Consider the following 18,884-nt stretch of genomic DNA (forward strand, 5'->3'; position numbering starts at 1 on the left):
GTGTAATGGTTTCCGTGCCGCCACGTTTGCCGGTCACAGCCGTCCCATAGATCCACCCGTCATCCAGATCGCAGGCGAAAACCCAGCCCTTCATCCCCAGGCCTCTGCCGCCCATGGCACCTATACCTCTTTTGTCATTGCCGGGCTTGACCCGCCAATGCATCTTGACCACCACCCCACAGGCCCATGGATTACCGGGTCAAGCCCGGCAATGACAATGAGGTAAGGCCTCCCCCGTTATCACGAGCCGGGCAAGCGGGGTGGCGATCCAGTCCTTCCTCTCCCCGCAGCAGACATAAAAAAAGCCGCCCAAACCCAGGCGGCTTCTCCATTATCCCCAATCCCCTCACTTCATCTCTTGATCAAACAGTTCTTCTTCCTGTTTGGTTTCCCCGCCCCGGCCGTTCGAGATGCGATAGGCACGGTTCTGGCGATAGGCGGTGCGCATCAGCACATAAAGATCGCCTTCGGTTCTCTTCAGCGCCTTGATATTTTCGTCATAGCGCAGGCGGAAATCAACCACCTCAAGCCCGGTGCGGGCATAGGACACTTCTTTCAAATTGTTGTTTTCCAGCAGCAAACTCACCGGGTCGCCAAAGAATTCGGCGGTCACCCCAAGCGCATCGCGCGGGTTTGACGGGCCGAAGAACGGCAGCACCAGGTAAAATCCTTCACCAACGCCCCAGACGGCAAAGGTTTCGCCCAGATCTTCCTTATGCTTTTCCAGGCCCCATTTGGCAGCCGGGTCAAAAATACCGGCGACGCCCACGGTCGAATTGGTGATAAAGCGGGCAAGCGTGACCCCGCCGCGATCGAATTCGCCCTGCAGCAGGTCATTGGCGAAAATCAGCGGCGACTGGAGATTGTCGAGCACATTCGAAATGCCGCGACGGATCGGGGAGGGCACCACCCAGCGATAGGCATCCGAGACCGGCTTCAGCAGAAACCGGTCCATGGTCATATTGAAATCAAAGGTCGCACGGTTGAGCGGCTCAAGCGGATCGTTGATGCGCCTGAATTCGGCGCGGGCCAGCGGGTCGCTCGCCGGGGGGCGCGTGGCGCATCCTGACAGCAGAACCGCTGCGGCAAGCAGGCTTGCTGTGAACATCATGGTCGCAGGCCGGATTTTGCGCAGCATCATCATTCTCTCACCCGTGGCTTACTAAGGTCTTGGCGTAGTGTGCCATAGCGCGTTTGCGGTTAGCACATCCTTACCGTTGAGACCAGTCCACTCTCTCTTCTACCATGATAAGAGCCGAATGCTGTCGGCTCTTTACAATACATAAAGATATCTTTATATCTTTCTGTAACGCAGATTTGATTGGAAAAACGGGCATGAGCCAGAGCGAAACAGAAAAGTCCCCAGAAGCCGTAGGCTTCACGATGGACGACCTGCTTTCGGCGCTCAAATCGGTCGCCGAGCCGACCCGGCTCCGAGTCTTGGCCTTGCTGGCTGAAGGCGAGCTGACCGTGACCGAACTGACGCAGATCCTGCGTCAAAGTCAACCCCGCGTCTCCCGCCATCTCAAGCTTTTATGCGAGGCCGGGGTGCTCAATCGCTACCGCGAGGGCACCTGGGTGTTCTATCGGCTGTCGCCCGGCGACGGCATCGGCCTGCTCGCGCGCGGGCTTCTGAATTATCTGCCCGGCGACGATCACGTGCTGGCAGCGGATCAGGAACGGTTGTCGCAGGTGCGTCAGTCACGCACGGCGGCGGCGGCGGAATATTTCGGCCGCGTGGCGGCGGATTGGGACCGTCTGCGCTCGCTTCATGTGGCTGATACGGAGGTCGAGGCCCGCTTGCTCGATATCCTCGGTGCCCGCCGTTATGGCGATGTGCTGGATGTCGGCACCGGCACCGGCCGCATTCTTGAACTTCTGGCTGCCCGCGCCGATCATGCCACCGGCATCGACCTCAGCCGCGAGATGCTGGCCGTGGCGCGCTCGAACATCGAACGACTCGGGCTCGACAATTGCCAGGTCCGCCTTGGCGACATGTATGACATGCCCATGCCCGACAGCAGCGCCGATCTGGTGATTTTCCATCAGGTCCTGCATTACGCCGACGATCCGCTGGCCGCCATTCTTGAAACCGGCCGCGTGCTGCGGCCGGGCGGGCGGGTGATGGTGATCGATTTCGCCCCCCATGAGTTTGAGGAACTGCGCGAGGCTCACGCCCATCGCCGCCTCGGCTTTCACGATGCCGAAGTTGCCACCTGGTTCCGTGCCGCCGCTCTTGAACCCGGCCGGGTCGAGCGTCTTACGGGCCTCAGCACCGAATTGACCGTGACCATCTGGTCTGCCGAAAAAACACCCGTCATCAAGGAACATGCAGCGTGACTGACATAACAAGAAACGGTTCCGATTTCCGCCCGAACCTGTTCGCCTTCGCACCGGGCGACGTCGATGTGTCGTTTGAATTCTTCCCGCCCAAGACGGCGGAGATGGAAGCGACGCTGTGGCAGTCGATTCGCACGCTTTAACCCCTCGGCCCGCGTTTTGTCTCGGTGACCTATGGCGCTGGCGGCTCGACACGCGAACGCACCCATAACACGGTCACCCGCATCCTCAACGAAACCGGCGTCACGCCTGCCGCCCATCTGACCTGCGTCGCGGCCTCGCAGGCCGAAGTGGACGAAGTCGCCCGCCATTACTGGGACGCCGGTGTGCGCCATATCGTCGCGCTGCGTGGGGATCCGGTCGAAGGTGCCACCTGCTACACGCCGCATCCGCAAGGCTATGAAAACGCCGCCGCCCTTGTGGCTGGTCTGCGTCGCATCGGCGATTTCGAAATCAGCGTCGCCGCCTATCCCGAACGCCATGTGGACAGCCCCGACTGGCCGACCGAAATCGACAATCTGAAGCGCAAGATCGACAACGGCGCGACCCGCGCCATCACCCAATATTTCTTCGATCCCGAGCTCTATTTCCAGTTTCTCGACCGCGTGCGTGCGGCGGGCATTACCGTGCCGGTGGTTCCCGGCATCATGCCGGTGACGAATTTCAAAGGCATGGCCAGTTTCTCGGCCCGCTGTGGCGCGTCCGTGCCGCGCTGGATGGCGGAGCTGTTCGAAGGTCTTGATCAGCACCCGGCCACGCGTCAACTGGTGGCGGCGGCGGTGTCGGCGGAACTTTGCCGTCGTCTTTACGATCAGGGCATCAAGGAATTTCATTTCTACACGCTCAATCGCGCCGAACTGACCTATGCGATTTGCCACACGCTGGGCCTGCGCCCGGCCCTGACGGAGGCCGCCCAATGACTGGTCCATTTACGCGTGAAGACCGCCTGAAGCTGCTGCCGATCGTTCTCGGCGAACGCATTCTCGTGCTCGACGGCGCCATGGGCACCATGATTCAGCGCCATAAATTCGATGAAGCGGCCTATCGCGGCGCGCGCTTCGCCGACTGGAAGCAGGACGTCAAGGGCAACAACGATCTTTTGGTGCTGACCCAGCCCGAGGTCATCGCCGGAATTCACCGCGCCTATCTCGACGCCGGAGCCGACATCCTCGAAACCAACAGCTTCAATTCGACCACCATCTCCCAGGCCGATTACGGCATGGAGGCGCTGGTGCCCGAACTCAATCACGAAAGCGCCCGGCTCGCCCGCGTCGTCGCCGACGAGTTCGAAGCCTTGGACGGCCGCCCGCGTTACGTCGCCGGCGTCCTCGGCCCCACCAGCCGCACAGCGTCGCTGTCGCCCGACGTGAACAACCCGGGCTTCCGCAACGTCACCTTTGATACCTTGCGCGTTGCTTATATCGAAGCCACCGAAGCGCTTATCGAGGGCGGGGCCGATATCATCCTGATCGAAACCGTGTTCGACACCCTGAACGCCAAGGCCGCCATCGTCGCCGTGCTTGAAGCCTATGACCGTCTTGGCATTAAACTGCCGATCATGATCTCGGGCACCATCACCGACGCCTCGGGCCGCACCCTGTCCGGTCAGACGGCGGACGCGTTCTGGATTTCGGTCGAACATGCGAAACCGATCTCCATCGGCTTCAACTGCGCGCTCGGCCCGAAGGAACTGCGTCAGCATATTCTGACCCTCGCGAAGGGCGCGAACACCTATGTGTCGGCCCATCCGAACGCCGGGCTTCCGAACGAACTCGGCGGCTATGATCTCGCGGCTGACGACATGGCGGTGCATATCCGCGAATGGGCGCAATCCGGGCTGCTCAATATCGTCGGCGGCTGCTGCGGCACAACGCCGGATCATATCGCCGCCATGAAACGCGCGGTCCAGAACATCCCGCCGCGCGCGCTGCCGCATCACGCACCCGCGCTCCATTTGTCCGGCCTCGAACCTTTCACGATAGTACAATGAAAAAACAAACATCGGTCTTCATCAATGTCGGCGAGCGCACCAACGTCACGGGCTCGGCCAAGTTCAAAAAACTGGTTCTTGACGGTCAGTACGAAGCCGCGCTGACCGTCGCCCGCCAGCAGGTCGAAGCAGGCGCGCAGGTGATCGACGTCAACATGGACGAAGCCATGCTCGACAGCGAGCAGGCCATGGTGACCTTCCTCAACATGATCGCCTCCGAACCGGATATCAGTCGCGTGCCGGTGATGGTCGACAGCTCCAAATGGACGGTGATCGAAGCGGGCCTCAAATGCCTGCAAGGCAAAGGCATCGTCAATTCCATCAGCCTCAAGGAAGGCGAGGAGCAATTCCTCGCCCAGGCCCGCAAGGTCAAACGCTACGGCGCTGCCGTGGTGGTGATGGCGTTCGATGAAACGGGGCAGGCGGATACCGAAGAACGCAAGGTCGAAATCTGCACCCGCGCCTATAAAATCCTCACCGAGACGGTGGGCTTCAATCCCGCCGACATCATTTTCGATCCCAATATTTTCGCCGTGGCGACGGGGATCGAGGAACATAACAATTACGCCGTCGATTTCATCAACGCCACCCGCCGCATCAAAGCGACCCTGCCGCATGTCCATATCTCGGGCGGGGTGTCGAATATTTCCTTCTCCTTCCGCGGCAACAACCCGGTGCGCGAGGCCATGCATTCGGTGTTCCTCTATCACGCCATTCAGGCCGGGATGAACATGGGCATCGTCAACGCCGGGCAGTTGATGATCTATTCGGAAATCCCCGAAGAACTCCGCGAACGTTGCGAGGATGTGATCCTCAACCGCCGCCCCGACGGCACCGATCGCCTTCTCGAAATCGCCGACAAATATAAAAACAGCGGCGCTGCGCGTGAGGTCGAAGATCTTGTCTGGCGCAGCCTGCCGGTGCGCGAACGCCTCAGCCACGCGCTCGTCAAAGGCATCAACGCCCATATCGTCGAAGACACCGAAGAAGCGCGTCTGCAGACAGACCGCCCGCTCGATGTCATCGAAGGGCCGTTGATGGACGGCATGAATGTGGTCGGCGACCTGTTCGGTTCGGGTCAGATGTTCCTGCCGCAGGTGGTGAAATCGGCCCGTGTCATGAAGCAGGCGGTGGCCCATTTGCTGCCCTATATCGAAGCCGAAAAGAAACTGAGCGGCGCCTCCGACGTCAAGGGCAAGATCCTGATGGCGACGGTCAAGGGCGACGTGCATGACATTGGCAAGAACATCGTCGGCGTCGTGCTTCAGTGCAATAATTATGAAGTCGTCGATCTCGGCGTCATGGTGTCCTGCGATAAAATTCTCGAAACCGCGCTGGCCGAAAAAGTTGATATCATCGGCCTGTCGGGTCTTATCACCCCATCGCTCGATGAAATGTGCACGGTGGCCGCTGAAATGCAGCGGCGCGGCATGACCTTGCCTTTGATGATCGGTGGTGCCACCACCTCGAAGGTCCATACCGCCGTCAAGATTGCCCCGAATTATGAGGGCCCGACCATTCACGTGCTCGACGCCTCACGCTCCGTCGGGGTCGCGAGCGCACTGATGAGCGATACCCAGCGCACCGATTTCGTGCAATCGGTGTCCAATGATTACGCCGACGTGCGCGCCCGCCGCGCCGCCGGCAACAAGGCCGACCGCCTGTTGCCCATCGCCGAGGCGCGCACTCATCACGCCATCGTCGACTGGTCGTCCTATGTGCCAAAACGTCCGACCTTCCTCGGCACCCGCGTGCTCAGTGATTACGATCTCGCCGATCTCGTCGATTATATCGACTGGACGCCATTCTTCCGCAGTTGGGAACTCGCGGGCAATTACCCGAAAATTCTCGACGACGCGCTTGTCGGCGAAACCGCCCGCAATCTCTTTGCCGACGCACAAGCCATGCTCGGAAAAATCATCGCCGAAAAATGGCTCGGCGCCAGCGCGGTCTTCGGCTTCTGGCCGGCGAACGCGGTCGGCGACGATGTGCGGCTTTACACGGATGAAACCAAATCCGAACAGCTCAGCACGCTGCATTTCCTGCGTCAGCAAATCGCCAAACGCGAAGGCACGCCCGATCACTGCCTCGCCGATTTCGTCGCCCCGGAATCAAGCGGCCTCACCGATTACGTCGGCGGCTTCGCCGTCACCACCGGCAAAGATATCGATATAAAAGTCGCTGAATTCGAAGCCAACAACGACGACTACAACGCGATCCTTCTCAAAGCCCTCGCCGACCGTCTGGCCGAAGCCTTCGCCGAACGCCTTCATCACCGCGTGCGCAATGAATTCTGGGGCTATGTGCAGGGTGAAAGCCTGACCAACGAAGACCTCATCCGTGAACGCTATCAGGGCATTCGTCCGGCACCGGGCTATCCCGCCTGTCCCGATCACTCGGAAAAACCCGAACTGTTCCGCTTGCTGGCAGCCGAGGACACCGCCGCAATCACCCTCACCGAAAGCTTCGCCATGCTGCCGACCTCAAGCGTGTCCGGCTACTACATAGCCCACCCAAGCGCCCAATATTTCGGCATCGGAAAAATCAACCGCGACCAGGTAGAAGACTACGCCACCCGCCGCGGCGTCACCATCGAACAAGCCGAACGCTGGCTAAGCCCCAATCTGGCGTATGACCGCTGAAGGCGATCTGTCGTTTAGACGTAGCTGTTGTTTAAGCGTAGGTGTTGTTTAAATCTGGCTTGTCGTCTAAATGGAACCTGTCATTTAAACATAACCTGTCGTCTAAACATCAACCGTAATTAATATAATCTGTCATTGCCGGGCTTGACCCGGCAATGACAGTAAACTGCGAGGATGGTGTCAAACGGCCCTATCCCCCCGAGCCACAGCAGCCACTCACCCCACCGCAATGGCAATTGCTGCCCCGGCCATCACGCCGCCGCTGCTGCGGCTGACGATGCGTTGTGCGCGCGGGTTCTGCATGAACCGCCGGGCCCGGTTCGCGAGCAGCACATAGCCGCCAAGCACCAGTGCCAGCATGGCAAACACGACGCCGATGATTTCGAAATACCCGGTCAGGCTCAGCCGCTGCAAATCGAAAAAGGCGGGCAGCAGCGCCATATAGAAAATCATCACCTTCGGGTTGCTGATATTGAGCGCAAATCCGGTCAGCAGCAGTCGCAGCGGATGTTCCGGGCGGCGGTCGCCTTCGATCACCTCGGTCATGGGTGGCGCATTCCACATGCGCACGGCGAGATAGAGCAGATAAGCCGCCCCGGCATATTTGATCGCGAGAAACAGCTCATGAAAGCTTTGGGCGATCACCGCGAGCCCCATCACCGTCATCGTCACCCAGGCCACATCGCCCAGCATCATGCCGAGCAGAAACGCCGCCGCCCCATCGGTCCCGCGTCCAAGCACGCGCGACACCACAGCCGCGATTCCCGGGCCCGGGACAAGCGCCGCCACGAACACAGTCGTGGCAAAACCGCCAAGTGACAGAAGATCCATGAAATCGTCCCCCCGAAAAATATCATCGCAAATATCAATATGCCGTGCATCAGCTGACGAGAAAGATTGCACGTCCCCCCGGAATTGCAACCCTTAGATCAGGTCTCGCGCCCTAAATCGATGTTAGAACAAATATAGAACAAGAATGGACAAAAGTCAAGCCCAAAAAGCTTGGGCATCTCATGCATGGATAAGTAGTTTAATGCATAGTATAACACAACCTATAAGATAAAGCGTCTGATATACGTCAAAGGGTTGGTTGCTTTTCTGGAGGAAGCTATGGGTGCATATCTGTTGGTTTTCTTGAGTTTTCTTGGTGCTGGTGCTGCACTTGCCGTTGATGTGGTGCGGGTTGTCGATGCCAAAACGATCATGGTTCGATCCGCTACGGGGGAGCCGCTATCGGTGACCGTCCAGGGCATCCTGGTCCCGGACTCGGAGGATGCGGATTGCGAGGCTGAGGAGGCGAAGGCTGAACAAGCGCGGGTCTATGTCGAAAAAGTCATGACGGGAACAGTTCATCTCTCGAACATTCATCCCATAGCCGGTTCGGACGCTGTTACCGCCGATGTTCAGCTTGACAGCATGGTGCCGCTCGCCGGTTTGCTCACCGCCCAGGGCTATGCCCGCTATGCCCGCGACGGCAATGATGACTGGTGCGACGGCTGATCGGACTTCAAACCCGCTAGCCTAGACCCCCGGCCTTTGCTATGAACCTGCGACGGGTATTTTGGCTGAGGACCATATGTCGATCTGGGGCAAGCTTCTGGGCGGTGCAGCGGGGTTTGCCTTTGGCGGCCCGCTTGGCGCGTTTCTGGGCGCGCTGGCCGGACATGTGGCCGATACGGTCGCCGACACGGTCACGGCCCATGCGCCGGCTGACCCCACCACCTCGATCACCTTCACCATTGGCGTCATCGTGCTGTCGGCCAAGATGGCGCGCGCCGACGGCCAGGTGACGGCGGAGGAGGTGGCGCTGTTCAGGCGGCTGTTTCAGGTGCCGCCGCAGGAAGCGCGCAATGTCACCCGCATTTTCGATCTGGCGCGGGAGGATGTGGCCGGGTTCGAAATCTATGCCCGTCAAATTGCCGGCCTGCTGCGCGATCGTCCGGCGGTGCTTGAGGATTTGCTAGACAGCTTGTTTCTGATCGCGCTCGCCGACGGTCACATGCATGAGGCGGAGCTCGCTTACCTCATTTCGGTATCCCGGATTTTCGGCTTCAGCGACGCCGATTTCGCCCGCATCCGCGCGGCTCACATGGGGCCGGACCACAGCGACCCCTATGCGATTCTCGGGCTTCTGCCGACCGTAAGCAACGCCGAGCTCAAGCTGGCCTATCGCCGTCTGGTCAAGGAACATCATCCCGACCATCTGATCGCCCAAGGCATGCCAGCGGAATTCGTCCGCGTTGCCACGCACAAACTTGCGGCCATCAATGCGGCCTATGATAGTATTTTATCCGCTCGCGGGCGCCCGTGACGGAAAAGGTGACCTGACCCCATGCCGCTCCCCCATATCCTGCTCGCCATTCTGATCAACGTCGGTTGGGGCGGGAATTTCGTCGCCATTCGCTACGGCCTTCAGGACATGTCGCCGATTTTCTTTTCGGCGTTGCGATTTGCAATTTTGCTGCCGTTTCTGCTGCCCTGGCTCAAATGGCGGTCCGGCCGCATGAAGCCGGTGCTGCTGGCGGCGGCCTTGGGCGGGCCCATGCATTTCAGCACGGTGTTCCTGGGCACGGCCTTGCTCGGCCATGCATCTTCGGCAGCCTTTCTCACTCAGCTCGCAGTGCCGATCACCATGCTGCTCGCCTTTCTGTTCCTCGGCGAGCGCATCGGCAAATGGCGCATCATCGGCATGGCGGTGTCCTTTGTTGGCGTCGCGGTGCTGTCGTTCGATCCGCATATTTTCGGTCATCTCGACGGCGTCGCGGTGTTGTTATGGTCGCAATGCGCCTATGCCTGCTGCGCCATTTTCATGCGCAAGGTTCAAGGCTTCAGCATGCTTGAGATGCAGGCCTGGATGGCTGCCTTGAGCGCGCCGGGCCTGATGGCGCTCAGCTTTCTGTTTGAAAGCGGGCAGGGGGCCGAGCTTCAGGGGCTGACCGCGACCGGCATGGGGGCGCTCGCTTACAGCATTCTCGGGGCCTCCATCCTCGGCCATGGCGGCGCTTATTTTCTTTATCAGCGTCACCCGGTCACGGCGGTCATGCCCTATCTGTTGCTCAGTCCGGTTTTTGCCACCATCGGCGGCGTCTGGCTGTTGGGTGAGGAATTGACCTTGCGCATGATCATCGGCGGCCTGATCATTTCCACCGGCGTCGCCATCGTGGTCTACCGCGAGCGCCGCCGCCTCGCTGCCGAGCTCGGTACTGTGCAACTCAGGGAAACCGAGGCCGCATGATTGTTCGCCCGTCGCCCAATTTCAACGACCGGCCGGTCGGGCGCGCCCCCGACATGGTGCTGCTCCACTATACCGGCATGGCGACGGCGGCCGAGGCACTCGACCGGCTCGTGCAGCCTGAGGCTGGCGTCAGCGCCCATTACCTCATCGACGAGGACGGCACGAGTTACGCGCTCGTGCCCGAAGACAAACGCGCCTGGCATGCCGGAGTATCCTTCTGGGCCGGGGAGCGGGACATCAACGGCTGCTCAATCGGCATCGAGCTTGTTAATCCCGGCCATGCCCTGCCGGGGTACGCAGGCGGCTACCGCCCGTTCCCCGAAGCGCAGATGACAGCGCTCCTCGATCTGCTTGGTGGAATTTCCCGGCGTCACAACATCCCGGCGGCACGGCTGCTCGCCCATTCGGACGTGGCCCCGGCGCGGAAACAGGATCCCGGTGAATTGTTCGATTGGGAGCGTCTGGCTGAGGCAGGCTTCGGCCTGATGCCGGGTAGGGATCAGTTGCGCGATCCGGGCCCCTTCGATTGGGAGACGCTTCAGGCCGATCTCAGCCGGTTCGGCTATGGCCTCGATATGACCGGCGCTGACGACGCCCCCACCCGTGAGGTCATCACCGCCTTCCAGCGCCACTACCGGCGGACCAGCGTCACCGGAATGCCGGACGCGGATACTCGGGCCGTGCTCGCGAATCTTTTGGGTCAGATCAATTCGTAATTATTGCGGAACCAGGGTCTGCCCGGTATGGCGGGCATCGGCCTTGTCAGCCACGAGTCCCTTAGGCAGATTCCTCAGGGTTTCCTTGACCTCAGGGACCACGGCTTCATTGATCTGCCGTTCGGGCCCGGATTTGCTGAACATGCTGCCGATGTTCGAACATCCGCCAAGCAAGGCGGCGGCCGTCGTGATGATGACAAGTGTCTGTGACCGAACCATGATAAATCCCAACGCTGCCAGTATTTCTTCTTCCTATAGGATCAGGCGGCTTGACGCAAGCCGGGCACGCAGCCATCTTGTCACCGTCAGATGGCCGGGCGGCCGCTCTCCCTGTCAAAAGGGAGGGAGGAAAGTCCGGGCTCCACGGAAGCACGGTGCCGGATAACGTCCGGCGGAGGTGACTCCAGGGATAGTGCCACAGAGAGCAGACCGCCTGCCTAAGCCTTCGGGTTCAGCAGGTAAGGGTGAAAGGGTGCGGTAAGAGCGCACCGCGTCTCCGGTGACGGAGACGGCATGGTAAACCCCACCGGGAGCAAGACCGAATAGGGATGGTAGTCGGTCGCAAGACCGGCAGGCCCCGTTTCCGGGCCACCGTCCGGGTTGGTTGCTTGAGGCGTTCGGCAACGAACGTCCCAGAGGAATGGCCGTCTCCCGAAGGCAACTTCGGGAACAGAACCCGGCTTACAGGCCATCTGACCTTTTTTCCCCTATGGGTGCCATCGGCGGTCCCGCGCCTTGAGGCTGTCACTGCCGGGTTCCCTTCAGTAGGCTGTCATTGCCGGGCTTGACCCGGCAATCCACCTTTGCTGCCCCCATGGATTGCCGGGTCAAGCCCGGCAATGACGCTAGCTTTTTTCGTCATCCTGAGCGAAGCGACAGGATCCAGCCCTTCCTTCCTCACAAATATTACCGGCCACCCCCGGTCTTTAACTGTCATCCCCTCAAAGACCGGGATCCAGTCTCGCCCCGCCACCCCCCCCATCGTCCCCCATTTGTCACAGCGTCCCTAACCCCCTGGGTCGCCATGGGTCTCCCCAACCCTTGCCGCAAAAACGCCCCAAATCCCGGGCGTTCGCAGCCGTCGCACCGCATTGCCGCAAGCCGGTAATATCTCGTTAACGCCCATCCAGTACCATGTAATCCCATTGACGCCCATATGGACCCATGTTACTCCATATAGACCCCATCTCTGCCTTCAGGCGGCTGGTTTTCTGGATGCAAAGCTGGGGCGGGGGACTTTCCCAATCAGCGCGAACGGCCGGGCAGCAATGCCGCGGGTCATTTCGAAACCGGAACGAACATGCCGTTGTTTCTGTCCACATTCGTCAACAAGGTTGACCGCAAAGGCCGGGTGTCAGTCCCCGCGACCTTCCGTGCGGCTCTTGTGGGCAATGGCGGGGCGGGCGAGGGCAATCTCTGGGCTGGCGTGGTACTTTACCGCTCGCCGCTGTTGCCGGCCATCGTCGGCGCCGATCTCGGCTATATGGAGCGCCATTCGGCCGCCGTGGACGAGATGGACTTCAACAACGACCCGCAACAGGCGCTGGCCGCCGCCATTCTCGCCGACAGCCGCCAGCTCGGCTTTGATCCCGAAGGCCGCATCCTGCTCCCGGCCGAGCTTCTGGCCCATGCCAACATCACCGAACAGGTGGCCTTCGTCGGTCGCGGCAAAACCTTTCAGCTGTGGGAGCCGGGCGCGCTTGAGGCCCATAACACCAAGGCCATGGCCCTGGTGCGCGAAACCATGACCAAGGGAGGGGCGGCATGACCTTGTCCGCACCATCCCATATTTCGGTTCTGCTGCGCGAAGTGCTGACCATGATGGCCCCGCGCGACGGCGCGACCTATGTGGACGGCACCTTTGGCGCGGGCGGCTATTCACGGGCGCTGCTTGAGGCGGCCGACTGCACCGTCTATGGCATCGACCGCGACCCGACCGTTGCCCCCCATGCTGAACGTCTGGCGGCGGATTTCCCCGGCCGCTTCCATCTGCTGCCCGGCTGCTATGGCGACATGGCCGAGCTTCTGGCCGAGGCCGAGGTGACCGGGATTAATGGCGTGATGCTCGATATCGGCGTCTCCAGCATGCAGATCGATCAGGCCGAGCGCGGCTTTTCCTTCCAGTCCGATGGCCCGCTCGACATGCGCATGGGCCGGGAAGGGCCGACAGCGGCCGATCTCGTCAATAACCTTGAGGCCGATGAGCTGGCCGACATCATTTTCAAATATGGCGAAGAACGTCACTCGCGCCGGATCGCCCGCGCGCTGGTGTCCATCCGCGCCGACCGCCCCTTCACCCGCACCCGTGAACTGGCCGAGGCGGTGTCCCGCGCGCTGCCAAGCGTGAAGAAAAAACCCGGCGCGATCCATCCGGCGACCCGCACCTTTCAGGCGCTCAGGATTGCCGTCAATGACGAGCTTGGCGAGCTCGAGCGTGGTCTTCAGGCCGCCGAGCATGTGCTCGCGCCCGACGGGCGGCTTGTGGTTGTGAGCTTCCACTCGCTTGAAGACCGCATCGTCAAGACCTTCCTGCGGGAGCGGTCGGGTGGGCAGGCAGCGCCGTCGCGCCATCTGCCGGAGGTGCAGGACTTGCGCGCCCCGAGCTTTGAGATTTTAACCCGCAAGGCCCTTGAGGCGCGGGACGACGAGACCGCCGTGAACCCTCGTTCACGGTCGGCGAAATTGCGGGCTGCCCGTCGCACGGACGCGCCCGCCCGGGATCTGGAGGTAGCAGCATGAAACGGTCTTTCAATCTTTTGGCCGTGGTGATCATCGTTGCCGCTGGGGTCGCGCTCTATCAACTTAAATATCGCACGCAACGCCTGCAGGACGAAGTTCGCGGCCTGCAATCGCAGATCGTCAATGATACCGAGGCGCTTAAAGTCCTGAACGCCGAATGGACCTATCTGTCGCGTCCCGACCGGCTCGAAGCGCTTGGCCGCCGCTATCTTGCCCTCGATGCCGTCAAGGCAGGGCAGGTGATCGCGTCCCTCGATAACGTGCCGATGCGCGAAGACAGCACGATCGCCCTGGCGCAGGTCGATGACTTCCGCGCCGCCGGTGGGCCGCAGCTGGCCAGCAGCGGCGGTGAAACCGGTTCGCGTCCGATGGTCCGTCCGGTGCCGCTGCCGGGTCACGCGCCGCAGCCCGCGGCCACGGAAAGCCGCCCGCTGTTGCAGGTCCGGCATGAACCGACGGATGGCAACCCCACGGCCTTCCTGAAGACCCTCAAATATGTGCAGGCAGGGGGGCTGAATGACTGATCGGCGTCAGCCGCCCGGAGAGCAAGCCAGCGCGCCACCACGGCCTTCTCCCCGTCAAGGGGCGTCGTCACATCCCGCCCCGCAAGGTCGCTTGCGGGGCGCGCGCCGTTTTCGGATCGATGGTTCCACTAAGGAACATATGGAAGTTGCGCGCAACCGGACCCTAGTGGCAGTGGCCATCTTTGGCATCGGTCTCGCGGTCCTCGGGTTGCGTCTGTTCGATCTCGGCTTCATCGAGCGCGTGGTGGAAACGAGCCCCGCCGGACAGCGGCGCGGTGTCACGCTTGCGGCGCGCGCCGATATCGTTGACCGCAACGGCATTGTGCTCGCGACCAATCTCAGCACAGCGTCGCTTTACGCCGACCAGAAACGCGTCATCGATCCCGAGGAAGCGGCCGACAAGCTGGTGATGGCCTTGCCCGGCCTCAATCGCAGCGAACTTGCCACCAAACTCAGGGGCGAGGGCCGCTTTGTCTGGATCAAGCGCAACCTGACGCCTGAGGAACAATGGCGGGTCAATAATCTCGGCATCCCCGGCCTCGCCTTCGAGATGGAGGATCGCCGGGTTTATCCTCATGGCCGCCTCGCCTCGCATATCCTCGGCTTTGTCGACATCGACGGCAACGGCCTCGCCGGGACCGAACGCTATTTCAACAAACGCCTCGGCGATCCGGCCCATGTGCAGGAGCCGCTGAAGCTCGCGGTGGATTTCCGTGTTCAGCACGTGCTCCATGAAGAACTGGAAAATGTCGTCCGCACCTTTTCGGCGGTGGGCGGCGCAGGGGTCGTGCTCGACGCCCGCAGCGGCGAGGTTCTGGCCATGGTGTCGCTGCCGGACTATGATCCGAACGTGGCCGGTTCGGCCAACCAGATCACCCTCTTTAATCGTGCGGTGCAGGGGGTCTATGAACTTGGCTCGGGCCTCAAGACCTTCACCGTGGCCATGGCCCTCGACAGCGGCGTGGCCAAGCTGAACTCAAGCTATGACGCCACCCGGCCGTTGCAGATTTCGCGCTTCCGCATTCATGACGACCATCCGAAAGCACGCTGGCTCAGCCTGCCCGAAGTGTTCATGTATTCGTCGAACATCGGTTCGGCCCGTATGGGACTCGACCTCGGGACGGCGCGTCAGCGCCAGTATCTCGGCCAACTCGGCCTGCTCAACAAGCCTAAAATCGAACTGTTCGAAGCGGCATCCCCGCTGGTGCCAAACCCCTGGGGTGAGATCAGCACCATGACGGTGGCTTTCGGCCATGGTCTCGCCATCACGCCGCTCCATCTCGCGTCGGGCATGGGAGCTGTTGTGAACGGCGGCCGCCTCATTCCCGCCACCTTGCTTGCTGATAGTGCCGGGAACCGCAAGCCCGACGAGATTCGTCGGATCGTCTCGCCCGAAACCAGCGAAACCATGCGTCGTTTGTTGCGTCTCGTCGTGCTGTCCGGCACCGGATCCAAGGCCAATGTGCCGGGGTTCGAAGTCGGCGGCAAAACCGGAACGGCTGAAAAGCCCGGAGCCGGGGGCTACAAACGCAACGCGCTCATTTCGTCTTTCGTCGGCGCCTTTCCGATGGACAATCCGCGCTATGTGGTGATGGCCATCGTCGATGAACCCAAGGGGACCAAGGAAACCTATGGATTCGCCAGCGGCGGTTGGACGGCCGCGCCGGCGGTTGCCCGCATCATCACCCGTATCGCGCCGATGCTCGGCGTCGCGCCAAGGGAACATGAGGATCAGCAGCAGCTTCGTCAGGCGTTGCTGATGCCGGTTATCGACAGCAAAGCGGGGGACCATTGAGCCATGTTGCTCTCCGACCTCATCGAGGAAAACGGTAAAGCCCAGGACCTGGAGATCACCGGCCTGTCTTCGGACAGCCGCGCGGTGCATCCGGGCTATCTCTTTGCCGCCCTCGCAGGCACCGCGACCGACGGCGCGCGCTTTATCGCTGACGCCGTCAACAAGGGGGCCGTGGCAGTGCTCGCATCCCCGGATGTGGATATGCCGGGGCAGGATGTCTACCGGCTGACAGCGGTCAACCCGCGCCGCCGCTTCGCCTCGATCGTCGCCCGCTTTTACGGTCCGCAGCCGGGCACCATTGCCGCGGTCACCGGCACCAACGGCAAAACCTCGGTGGCAAGCTTCATGCGCCAGATCTGGCAGCAGCTCGGCTATCCGGCGGCCAGCATTGGCACCTTGGGGGTGATGGCGGATGGCTATGAAATCCCCGGCGGCCTTACCACCCCGGACCCGGTCACGCTTCATAAAACCCTAAGCGATCTCAAGGCGCGCGGGATCGAGCATGTGGCCTGCGAAGCCTCAAGCCACGGCCTCGCCCAATATCGTCTCGACGGCTTGCAGATCCGCGCCGCCGCCTTCACCAATCTGACCCGCGACCATATGGATTACCACGGCACGGAAGAGGATTACTTCTTTTCGAAGGCCCGCCTTTTCGGCGACCTGCTGCGTCCGGGCGGCACTGCCGTCCTCAATATGGACGATCCCCATGCGGCCGAGCTTGAAAGCCTGTGCTGGGCGCGCGGCCATCGCATCATTCGCGTCGGCACCCATGATGGCGACCTCCGCCTGTTGTCGCGTGTCCCCGAAGACGGCGGTCAGGCCCTGACCATCGGTTATGAAGGGACAGTTTACGACATTCAGCTGCCGCTCGCCGGTGGCTTTCAGGCCCAGAACGCGCTAGTCGCCGCCGCCCTCGCCATGGCCTGCGGGGCCGAGCCTCAGGCTGCTATTCGGGCCCTTCAGCATCTCACATCGGTGCCCGGCCGTCTCGAACTCGCCGCCCGTCATCCGTCGGGGGCAAGCATCTATGTGGATTATGCCCATACCCCCGATGCCTTGAGCACGGTACTTACCGCCCTGCGTCCCCATGTGCGCGGCAAGCTCGCGCTGGTGTTCGGCTGCGGCGGCGACCGTGATCGCGGCAAGCGGCCGCTCATGGGCGACATCGCGGCGGCACTCGCCGACCGCGTCTATGTGACCGACGACAACCCGCGCAGCGAAGATCCTGACAGCATCCGCGCCGCCATTCTCGCCGCCGTCCCCACCGCCCGCGACATCGCCGACCGTCGCGCCGCCATTCAGGCTGCGGTCAGCGATCTTGAAGCCGGCGATATTCTGGTGGTGGCCGGCAAGGGCCACGAACAGGGCCAGATCATCGGCACGGAAGTGCGTGACTTCAACGATCTGATCGAAGTACAGACCGCCGTAGCCGGGATTGGAGGCCGTTCATGACCGATGCCACTCGCCCTCTCTGGACCGCCGCTGAGGCCGCCGCCGCCACGTCCGGCCGGCTTGAAGGCGGGGCCGACTGGACCGCCTCCGGCATCTCCATCGACACCCGCACGCTCGAACCCGGCGATCTGTTCATTGCCCTGAGCGGCGAAAAAGCCGATGGCCATGAGTTCGTCGCCACCGCCTTCCAGAAGGGGGCGGCCGCAGCGCTCGTCGATCGTCCCATGCCGGGCGGTCCCTGCCTCGTGGTTGATGATGTCCGGAGCGCCCTGATTGCGCTCGGCCAAGCCGCGCGCAACCGCACCTCGGCCCGCATCCTCGCCGTCACCGGCAGCGTCGGCAAGACCAGCGCCAAGGAAGCGCTCCGTCTCGCACTTGGCCGCGGGCAGGCGACCCACGCCAGCGTCGGCAGCTTCAACAATGACTTAGGCGTGCCGATCAGCCTTGCCCGCATGCCCGCCGACAGCGAGTTCGCGGTGCTTGAGCTCGGCATGAATCATTCCGGGGAGCTTTTGGACCTGAGCCGTCAGGTGCGCCCCCATGTGGCCCTCATCACCAATGTGGAGCAGGCCCACAGCGCCTATTTCCCCTCGGTCGAGGCTATCGCCGACGCCAAGGCCGAAGTCTTCGCGGGCCTGAATGGGGAGGCGATCGCCGTCCTCAATCTCGACAGCCCGCATTTCGCCCGCCTGCGCGCTGCGGCCGTTGGCGCCGGGGCCAAACGCATTCTCACCTTCGGCATGAGTGAGGCCGCCGACGCCCATCCGCTCAAGACCGCGCTGCATGAGGATTGCAGCTGCATCACCGCCATGATCGGTTCTGAACGCATCACCTACAAGGTCGGCGCGCCCGGCCGTCACTGGGTGATGAACAGCCTCGCCGTGCTGCTGACTGCGCAGGCCGCTGGTGCCGATCTCGGCCTCGCCGGGCTCGCGCTCGCCGACATGATGCCGGTCAAGGGTCGCGGCCTTCGTCACAAGGTGGCGCTTGGGGCCGGGGCTATCTTCTGGGTGGTGGATGAAAGTTATAACGCCAATCCGGCCTCCATGCGGGCGGCGCTCGATACCCTGAGCACGCTCAATATCGACAGCGGAGACGGGGCCCGGAACGGCAGCCGTGGCCGTCGCATCGCGGTCCTTGGCGATATGAAGGAACTCGGCGACGCCGCGCCCAAGCTGCATGCGGCGCTGGCCGACAGCATCCGCGCGGCGGATGTGGATCTCGTGATCACGGTCGGTGAACTGATGCGCCATCTGGCGTCGGCGCTGCCGAAGACCACCTTGCTTGCGGCGGTGGACACGGCGGCTCAGGCGGCGGAAAAGCTCAAAGGCGTCGTGCGTCCGAATGACGTGGTGATGATCAAGGGGTCCCAGTCCATGGGAATGGTAAAAGTGGTGAACACGCTGCTCGCGCTCGGGTCCAAGACCGATGCGCAGGCGGCCAATGCATAG

Annotated in this window: 14 protein-coding genes, 1 other RNA gene and 2 pseudogenes; 14 read left to right on the plus strand and 3 right to left on the minus strand. The window is 61.9% G+C overall.

What is annotated here, in order from left to right:
- Positions 1-346 precede the first annotated feature (346 nt).
- The gene (locus NYP16_RS13925; protein ID WP_274944772.1) at positions 347-1,144 is read right to left on the minus strand and encodes an MlaA family lipoprotein; all 798 of its coding nucleotides are present in this window, start codon (positions 1,142-1,144) and stop codon (positions 347-349) included.
- 191 nt (positions 1,145-1,335) lie between these two features.
- On the opposite strand from NYP16_RS13925, the gene NYP16_RS13930 reads away from it, so the two are divergent.
- From NYP16_RS13930 to metH, 3 genes and pseudogenes are all read left to right on the plus strand, one after another.
- Positions 1,336-2,340: an ArsR/SmtB family transcription factor gene (locus NYP16_RS13930; protein ID WP_274944773.1), complete on the plus strand. Its 1,005-nt coding sequence runs from the start codon at positions 1,336-1,338 to the stop codon at positions 2,338-2,340.
- A pseudogene (gene metF, locus NYP16_RS13935) lies at positions 2,337-3,260 on the plus strand (methylenetetrahydrofolate reductase [NAD(P)H]). Before NYP16_RS13930 ends, metF begins: the two are co-directional and overlap by 4 nt.
- Positions 3,257-6,972, plus strand: a pseudogene (metH, locus tag NYP16_RS13945) (methionine synthase). Before metF ends, metH begins: the two co-directional pseudogenes overlap by 4 nt.
- A gap of 216 nt (positions 6,973-7,188) precedes the next feature.
- Here the strand turns inward: metH and NYP16_RS13950 are convergent.
- Positions 7,189-7,803 carry a LysE family translocator gene (locus NYP16_RS13950; RefSeq protein WP_274944776.1) on the minus strand — a complete coding sequence of 205 codons (615 nt, stop codon included), beginning with the start codon at positions 7,801-7,803 and terminating at the stop codon, positions 7,189-7,191.
- A gap of 279 nt (positions 7,804-8,082) precedes the next feature.
- Here NYP16_RS13950 and NYP16_RS13955 point away from each other — a divergent pair, with 279 nt between their 5' ends.
- The 4 genes from NYP16_RS13955 (at position 8,083) to NYP16_RS13970 (ending at position 10,923) form a co-directional block, all read left to right on the plus strand.
- Complete coding sequence (locus NYP16_RS13955) at positions 8,083-8,472, plus strand: hypothetical protein (protein ID WP_274944777.1); 390 nt, start codon at positions 8,083-8,085, stop codon at positions 8,470-8,472.
- Between the two features lie 76 nt (positions 8,473-8,548).
- The gene (locus NYP16_RS13960; RefSeq protein WP_274944778.1) at positions 8,549-9,283 is read left to right on the plus strand and encodes a TerB family tellurite resistance protein; all 735 of its coding nucleotides are present in this window, start codon (positions 8,549-8,551) and stop codon (positions 9,281-9,283) included.
- A 21-nt stretch (positions 9,284-9,304) separates the two neighbouring features.
- Positions 9,305-10,207, plus strand: coding sequence for a DMT family transporter (locus NYP16_RS13965; RefSeq protein ID WP_274944779.1), 903 nt, complete (start codon positions 9,305-9,307; stop codon positions 10,205-10,207).
- A complete protein-coding gene (locus tag NYP16_RS13970; protein ID WP_274944780.1) occupies positions 10,204-10,923 on the plus strand; it encodes an N-acetylmuramoyl-L-alanine amidase in 720 nt (239 codons plus the stop codon). Before NYP16_RS13965 ends, NYP16_RS13970 begins: the two co-directional genes overlap by 4 nt.
- Here NYP16_RS13970 and NYP16_RS13975 read toward each other — a convergent pair whose 3' ends face one another.
- Positions 10,924-11,142: a hypothetical protein gene (locus NYP16_RS13975; protein WP_274944781.1), complete on the minus strand. Its 219-nt coding sequence runs from the start codon at positions 11,140-11,142 to the stop codon at positions 10,924-10,926. It lies immediately after the preceding gene.
- An 86-nt stretch (positions 11,143-11,228) separates the two neighbouring features.
- On the opposite strand from NYP16_RS13975, the gene rnpB reads away from it, so the two are divergent.
- The 7 genes from rnpB to NYP16_RS14010 all read left to right on the plus strand — a co-directional run bounded on the left by rnpB (position 11,229) and on the right by NYP16_RS14010 (position 18,884).
- Positions 11,229-11,623, plus strand: an RNA gene (gene rnpB, locus NYP16_RS13980) — RNase P RNA component class A.
- Between the two features lie 600 nt (positions 11,624-12,223).
- Entirely contained in the window at positions 12,224-12,691 is a 468-nt protein-coding gene (locus NYP16_RS13985; RefSeq protein ID WP_274944782.1) for a division/cell wall cluster transcriptional repressor MraZ, read from the plus strand.
- Positions 12,688-13,662 carry a 16S rRNA (cytosine(1402)-N(4))-methyltransferase RsmH gene (rsmH, locus tag NYP16_RS13990; protein WP_274944783.1) on the plus strand — a complete coding sequence of 325 codons (975 nt, stop codon included), beginning with the start codon at positions 12,688-12,690 and terminating at the stop codon, positions 13,660-13,662. The genes NYP16_RS13985 and rsmH overlap by 4 nt, the downstream gene beginning before the upstream one ends.
- Positions 13,659-14,186: a cell division protein FtsL gene (gene ftsL / locus NYP16_RS13995; RefSeq protein ID WP_274944784.1), complete on the plus strand. Its 528-nt coding sequence runs from the start codon at positions 13,659-13,661 to the stop codon at positions 14,184-14,186. The genes rsmH and ftsL overlap by 4 nt, the downstream gene beginning before the upstream one ends.
- A 139-nt stretch (positions 14,187-14,325) precedes the next feature.
- Positions 14,326-15,981: a peptidoglycan D,D-transpeptidase FtsI family protein gene (locus tag NYP16_RS14000; RefSeq protein ID WP_274944785.1), complete on the plus strand. Its 1,656-nt coding sequence runs from the start codon at positions 14,326-14,328 to the stop codon at positions 15,979-15,981.
- Positions 15,982-15,984: 3 nt separating this feature from the next.
- Positions 15,985-17,433, plus strand: coding sequence for a UDP-N-acetylmuramoyl-L-alanyl-D-glutamate--2,6-diaminopimelate ligase (locus tag NYP16_RS14005; RefSeq protein WP_274944786.1), 1,449 nt, complete (start codon positions 15,985-15,987; stop codon positions 17,431-17,433).
- Positions 17,430-18,884, plus strand: a complete 1,455-nt coding sequence (locus NYP16_RS14010) for a UDP-N-acetylmuramoyl-tripeptide--D-alanyl-D-alanine ligase (RefSeq protein WP_274944787.1) — start codon at positions 17,430-17,432, stop codon at positions 18,882-18,884. The genes NYP16_RS14005 and NYP16_RS14010 overlap by 4 nt, the downstream gene beginning before the upstream one ends.

Origin of the sequence: Govania unica (assembly GCF_027920805.1) — a bacterium.
Taxonomy (GTDB): domain Bacteria; phylum Pseudomonadota; class Alphaproteobacteria; order Sphingomonadales; family Govanellaceae; genus Govanella; species Govanella unica.

Coding starts and splice junctions, on each gene's coding strand:
- NYP16_RS13950 (WP_274944776.1), bottom strand. CDS start 7,803: ATGGATCTTCTGTCACTTGGCGGTTTTGCCACGACTGTGTTCGTGGCG.
- NYP16_RS14010 (WP_274944787.1), top strand. CDS start 17,430: ATGACCGATGCCACTCGCCCTCTCTGGACCGCCGCTGAGGCCGCCGCC.
- NYP16_RS13965 (WP_274944779.1), top strand. CDS start 9,305: ATGCCGCTCCCCCATATCCTGCTCGCCATTCTGATCAACGTCGGTTGG.
- NYP16_RS13985 (WP_274944782.1), top strand. CDS start 12,224: ATGCCGTTGTTTCTGTCCACATTCGTCAACAAGGTTGACCGCAAAGGC.
- NYP16_RS13970 (WP_274944780.1), top strand. CDS start 10,204: ATGATTGTTCGCCCGTCGCCCAATTTCAACGACCGGCCGGTCGGGCGC.
- NYP16_RS14005 (WP_274944786.1), top strand. CDS start 15,985: ATGTTGCTCTCCGACCTCATCGAGGAAAACGGTAAAGCCCAGGACCTG.
- rsmH (WP_274944783.1), top strand. CDS start 12,688: ATGACCTTGTCCGCACCATCCCATATTTCGGTTCTGCTGCGCGAAGTG.
- NYP16_RS13930 (WP_274944773.1), top strand. CDS start 1,336: ATGAGCCAGAGCGAAACAGAAAAGTCCCCAGAAGCCGTAGGCTTCACG.
- NYP16_RS14000 (WP_274944785.1), top strand. CDS start 14,326: ATGGAAGTTGCGCGCAACCGGACCCTAGTGGCAGTGGCCATCTTTGGC.
- NYP16_RS13925 (WP_274944772.1), bottom strand. CDS start 1,144: ATGATGATGCTGCGCAAAATCCGGCCTGCGACCATGATGTTCACAGCA.
- NYP16_RS13960 (WP_274944778.1), top strand. CDS start 8,549: ATGTCGATCTGGGGCAAGCTTCTGGGCGGTGCAGCGGGGTTTGCCTTT.
- ftsL (WP_274944784.1), top strand. CDS start 13,659: ATGAAACGGTCTTTCAATCTTTTGGCCGTGGTGATCATCGTTGCCGCT.
- NYP16_RS13955 (WP_274944777.1), top strand. CDS start 8,083: ATGGGTGCATATCTGTTGGTTTTCTTGAGTTTTCTTGGTGCTGGTGCT.
- NYP16_RS13975 (WP_274944781.1), bottom strand. CDS start 11,142: ATGGTTCGGTCACAGACACTTGTCATCATCACGACGGCCGCCGCCTTG.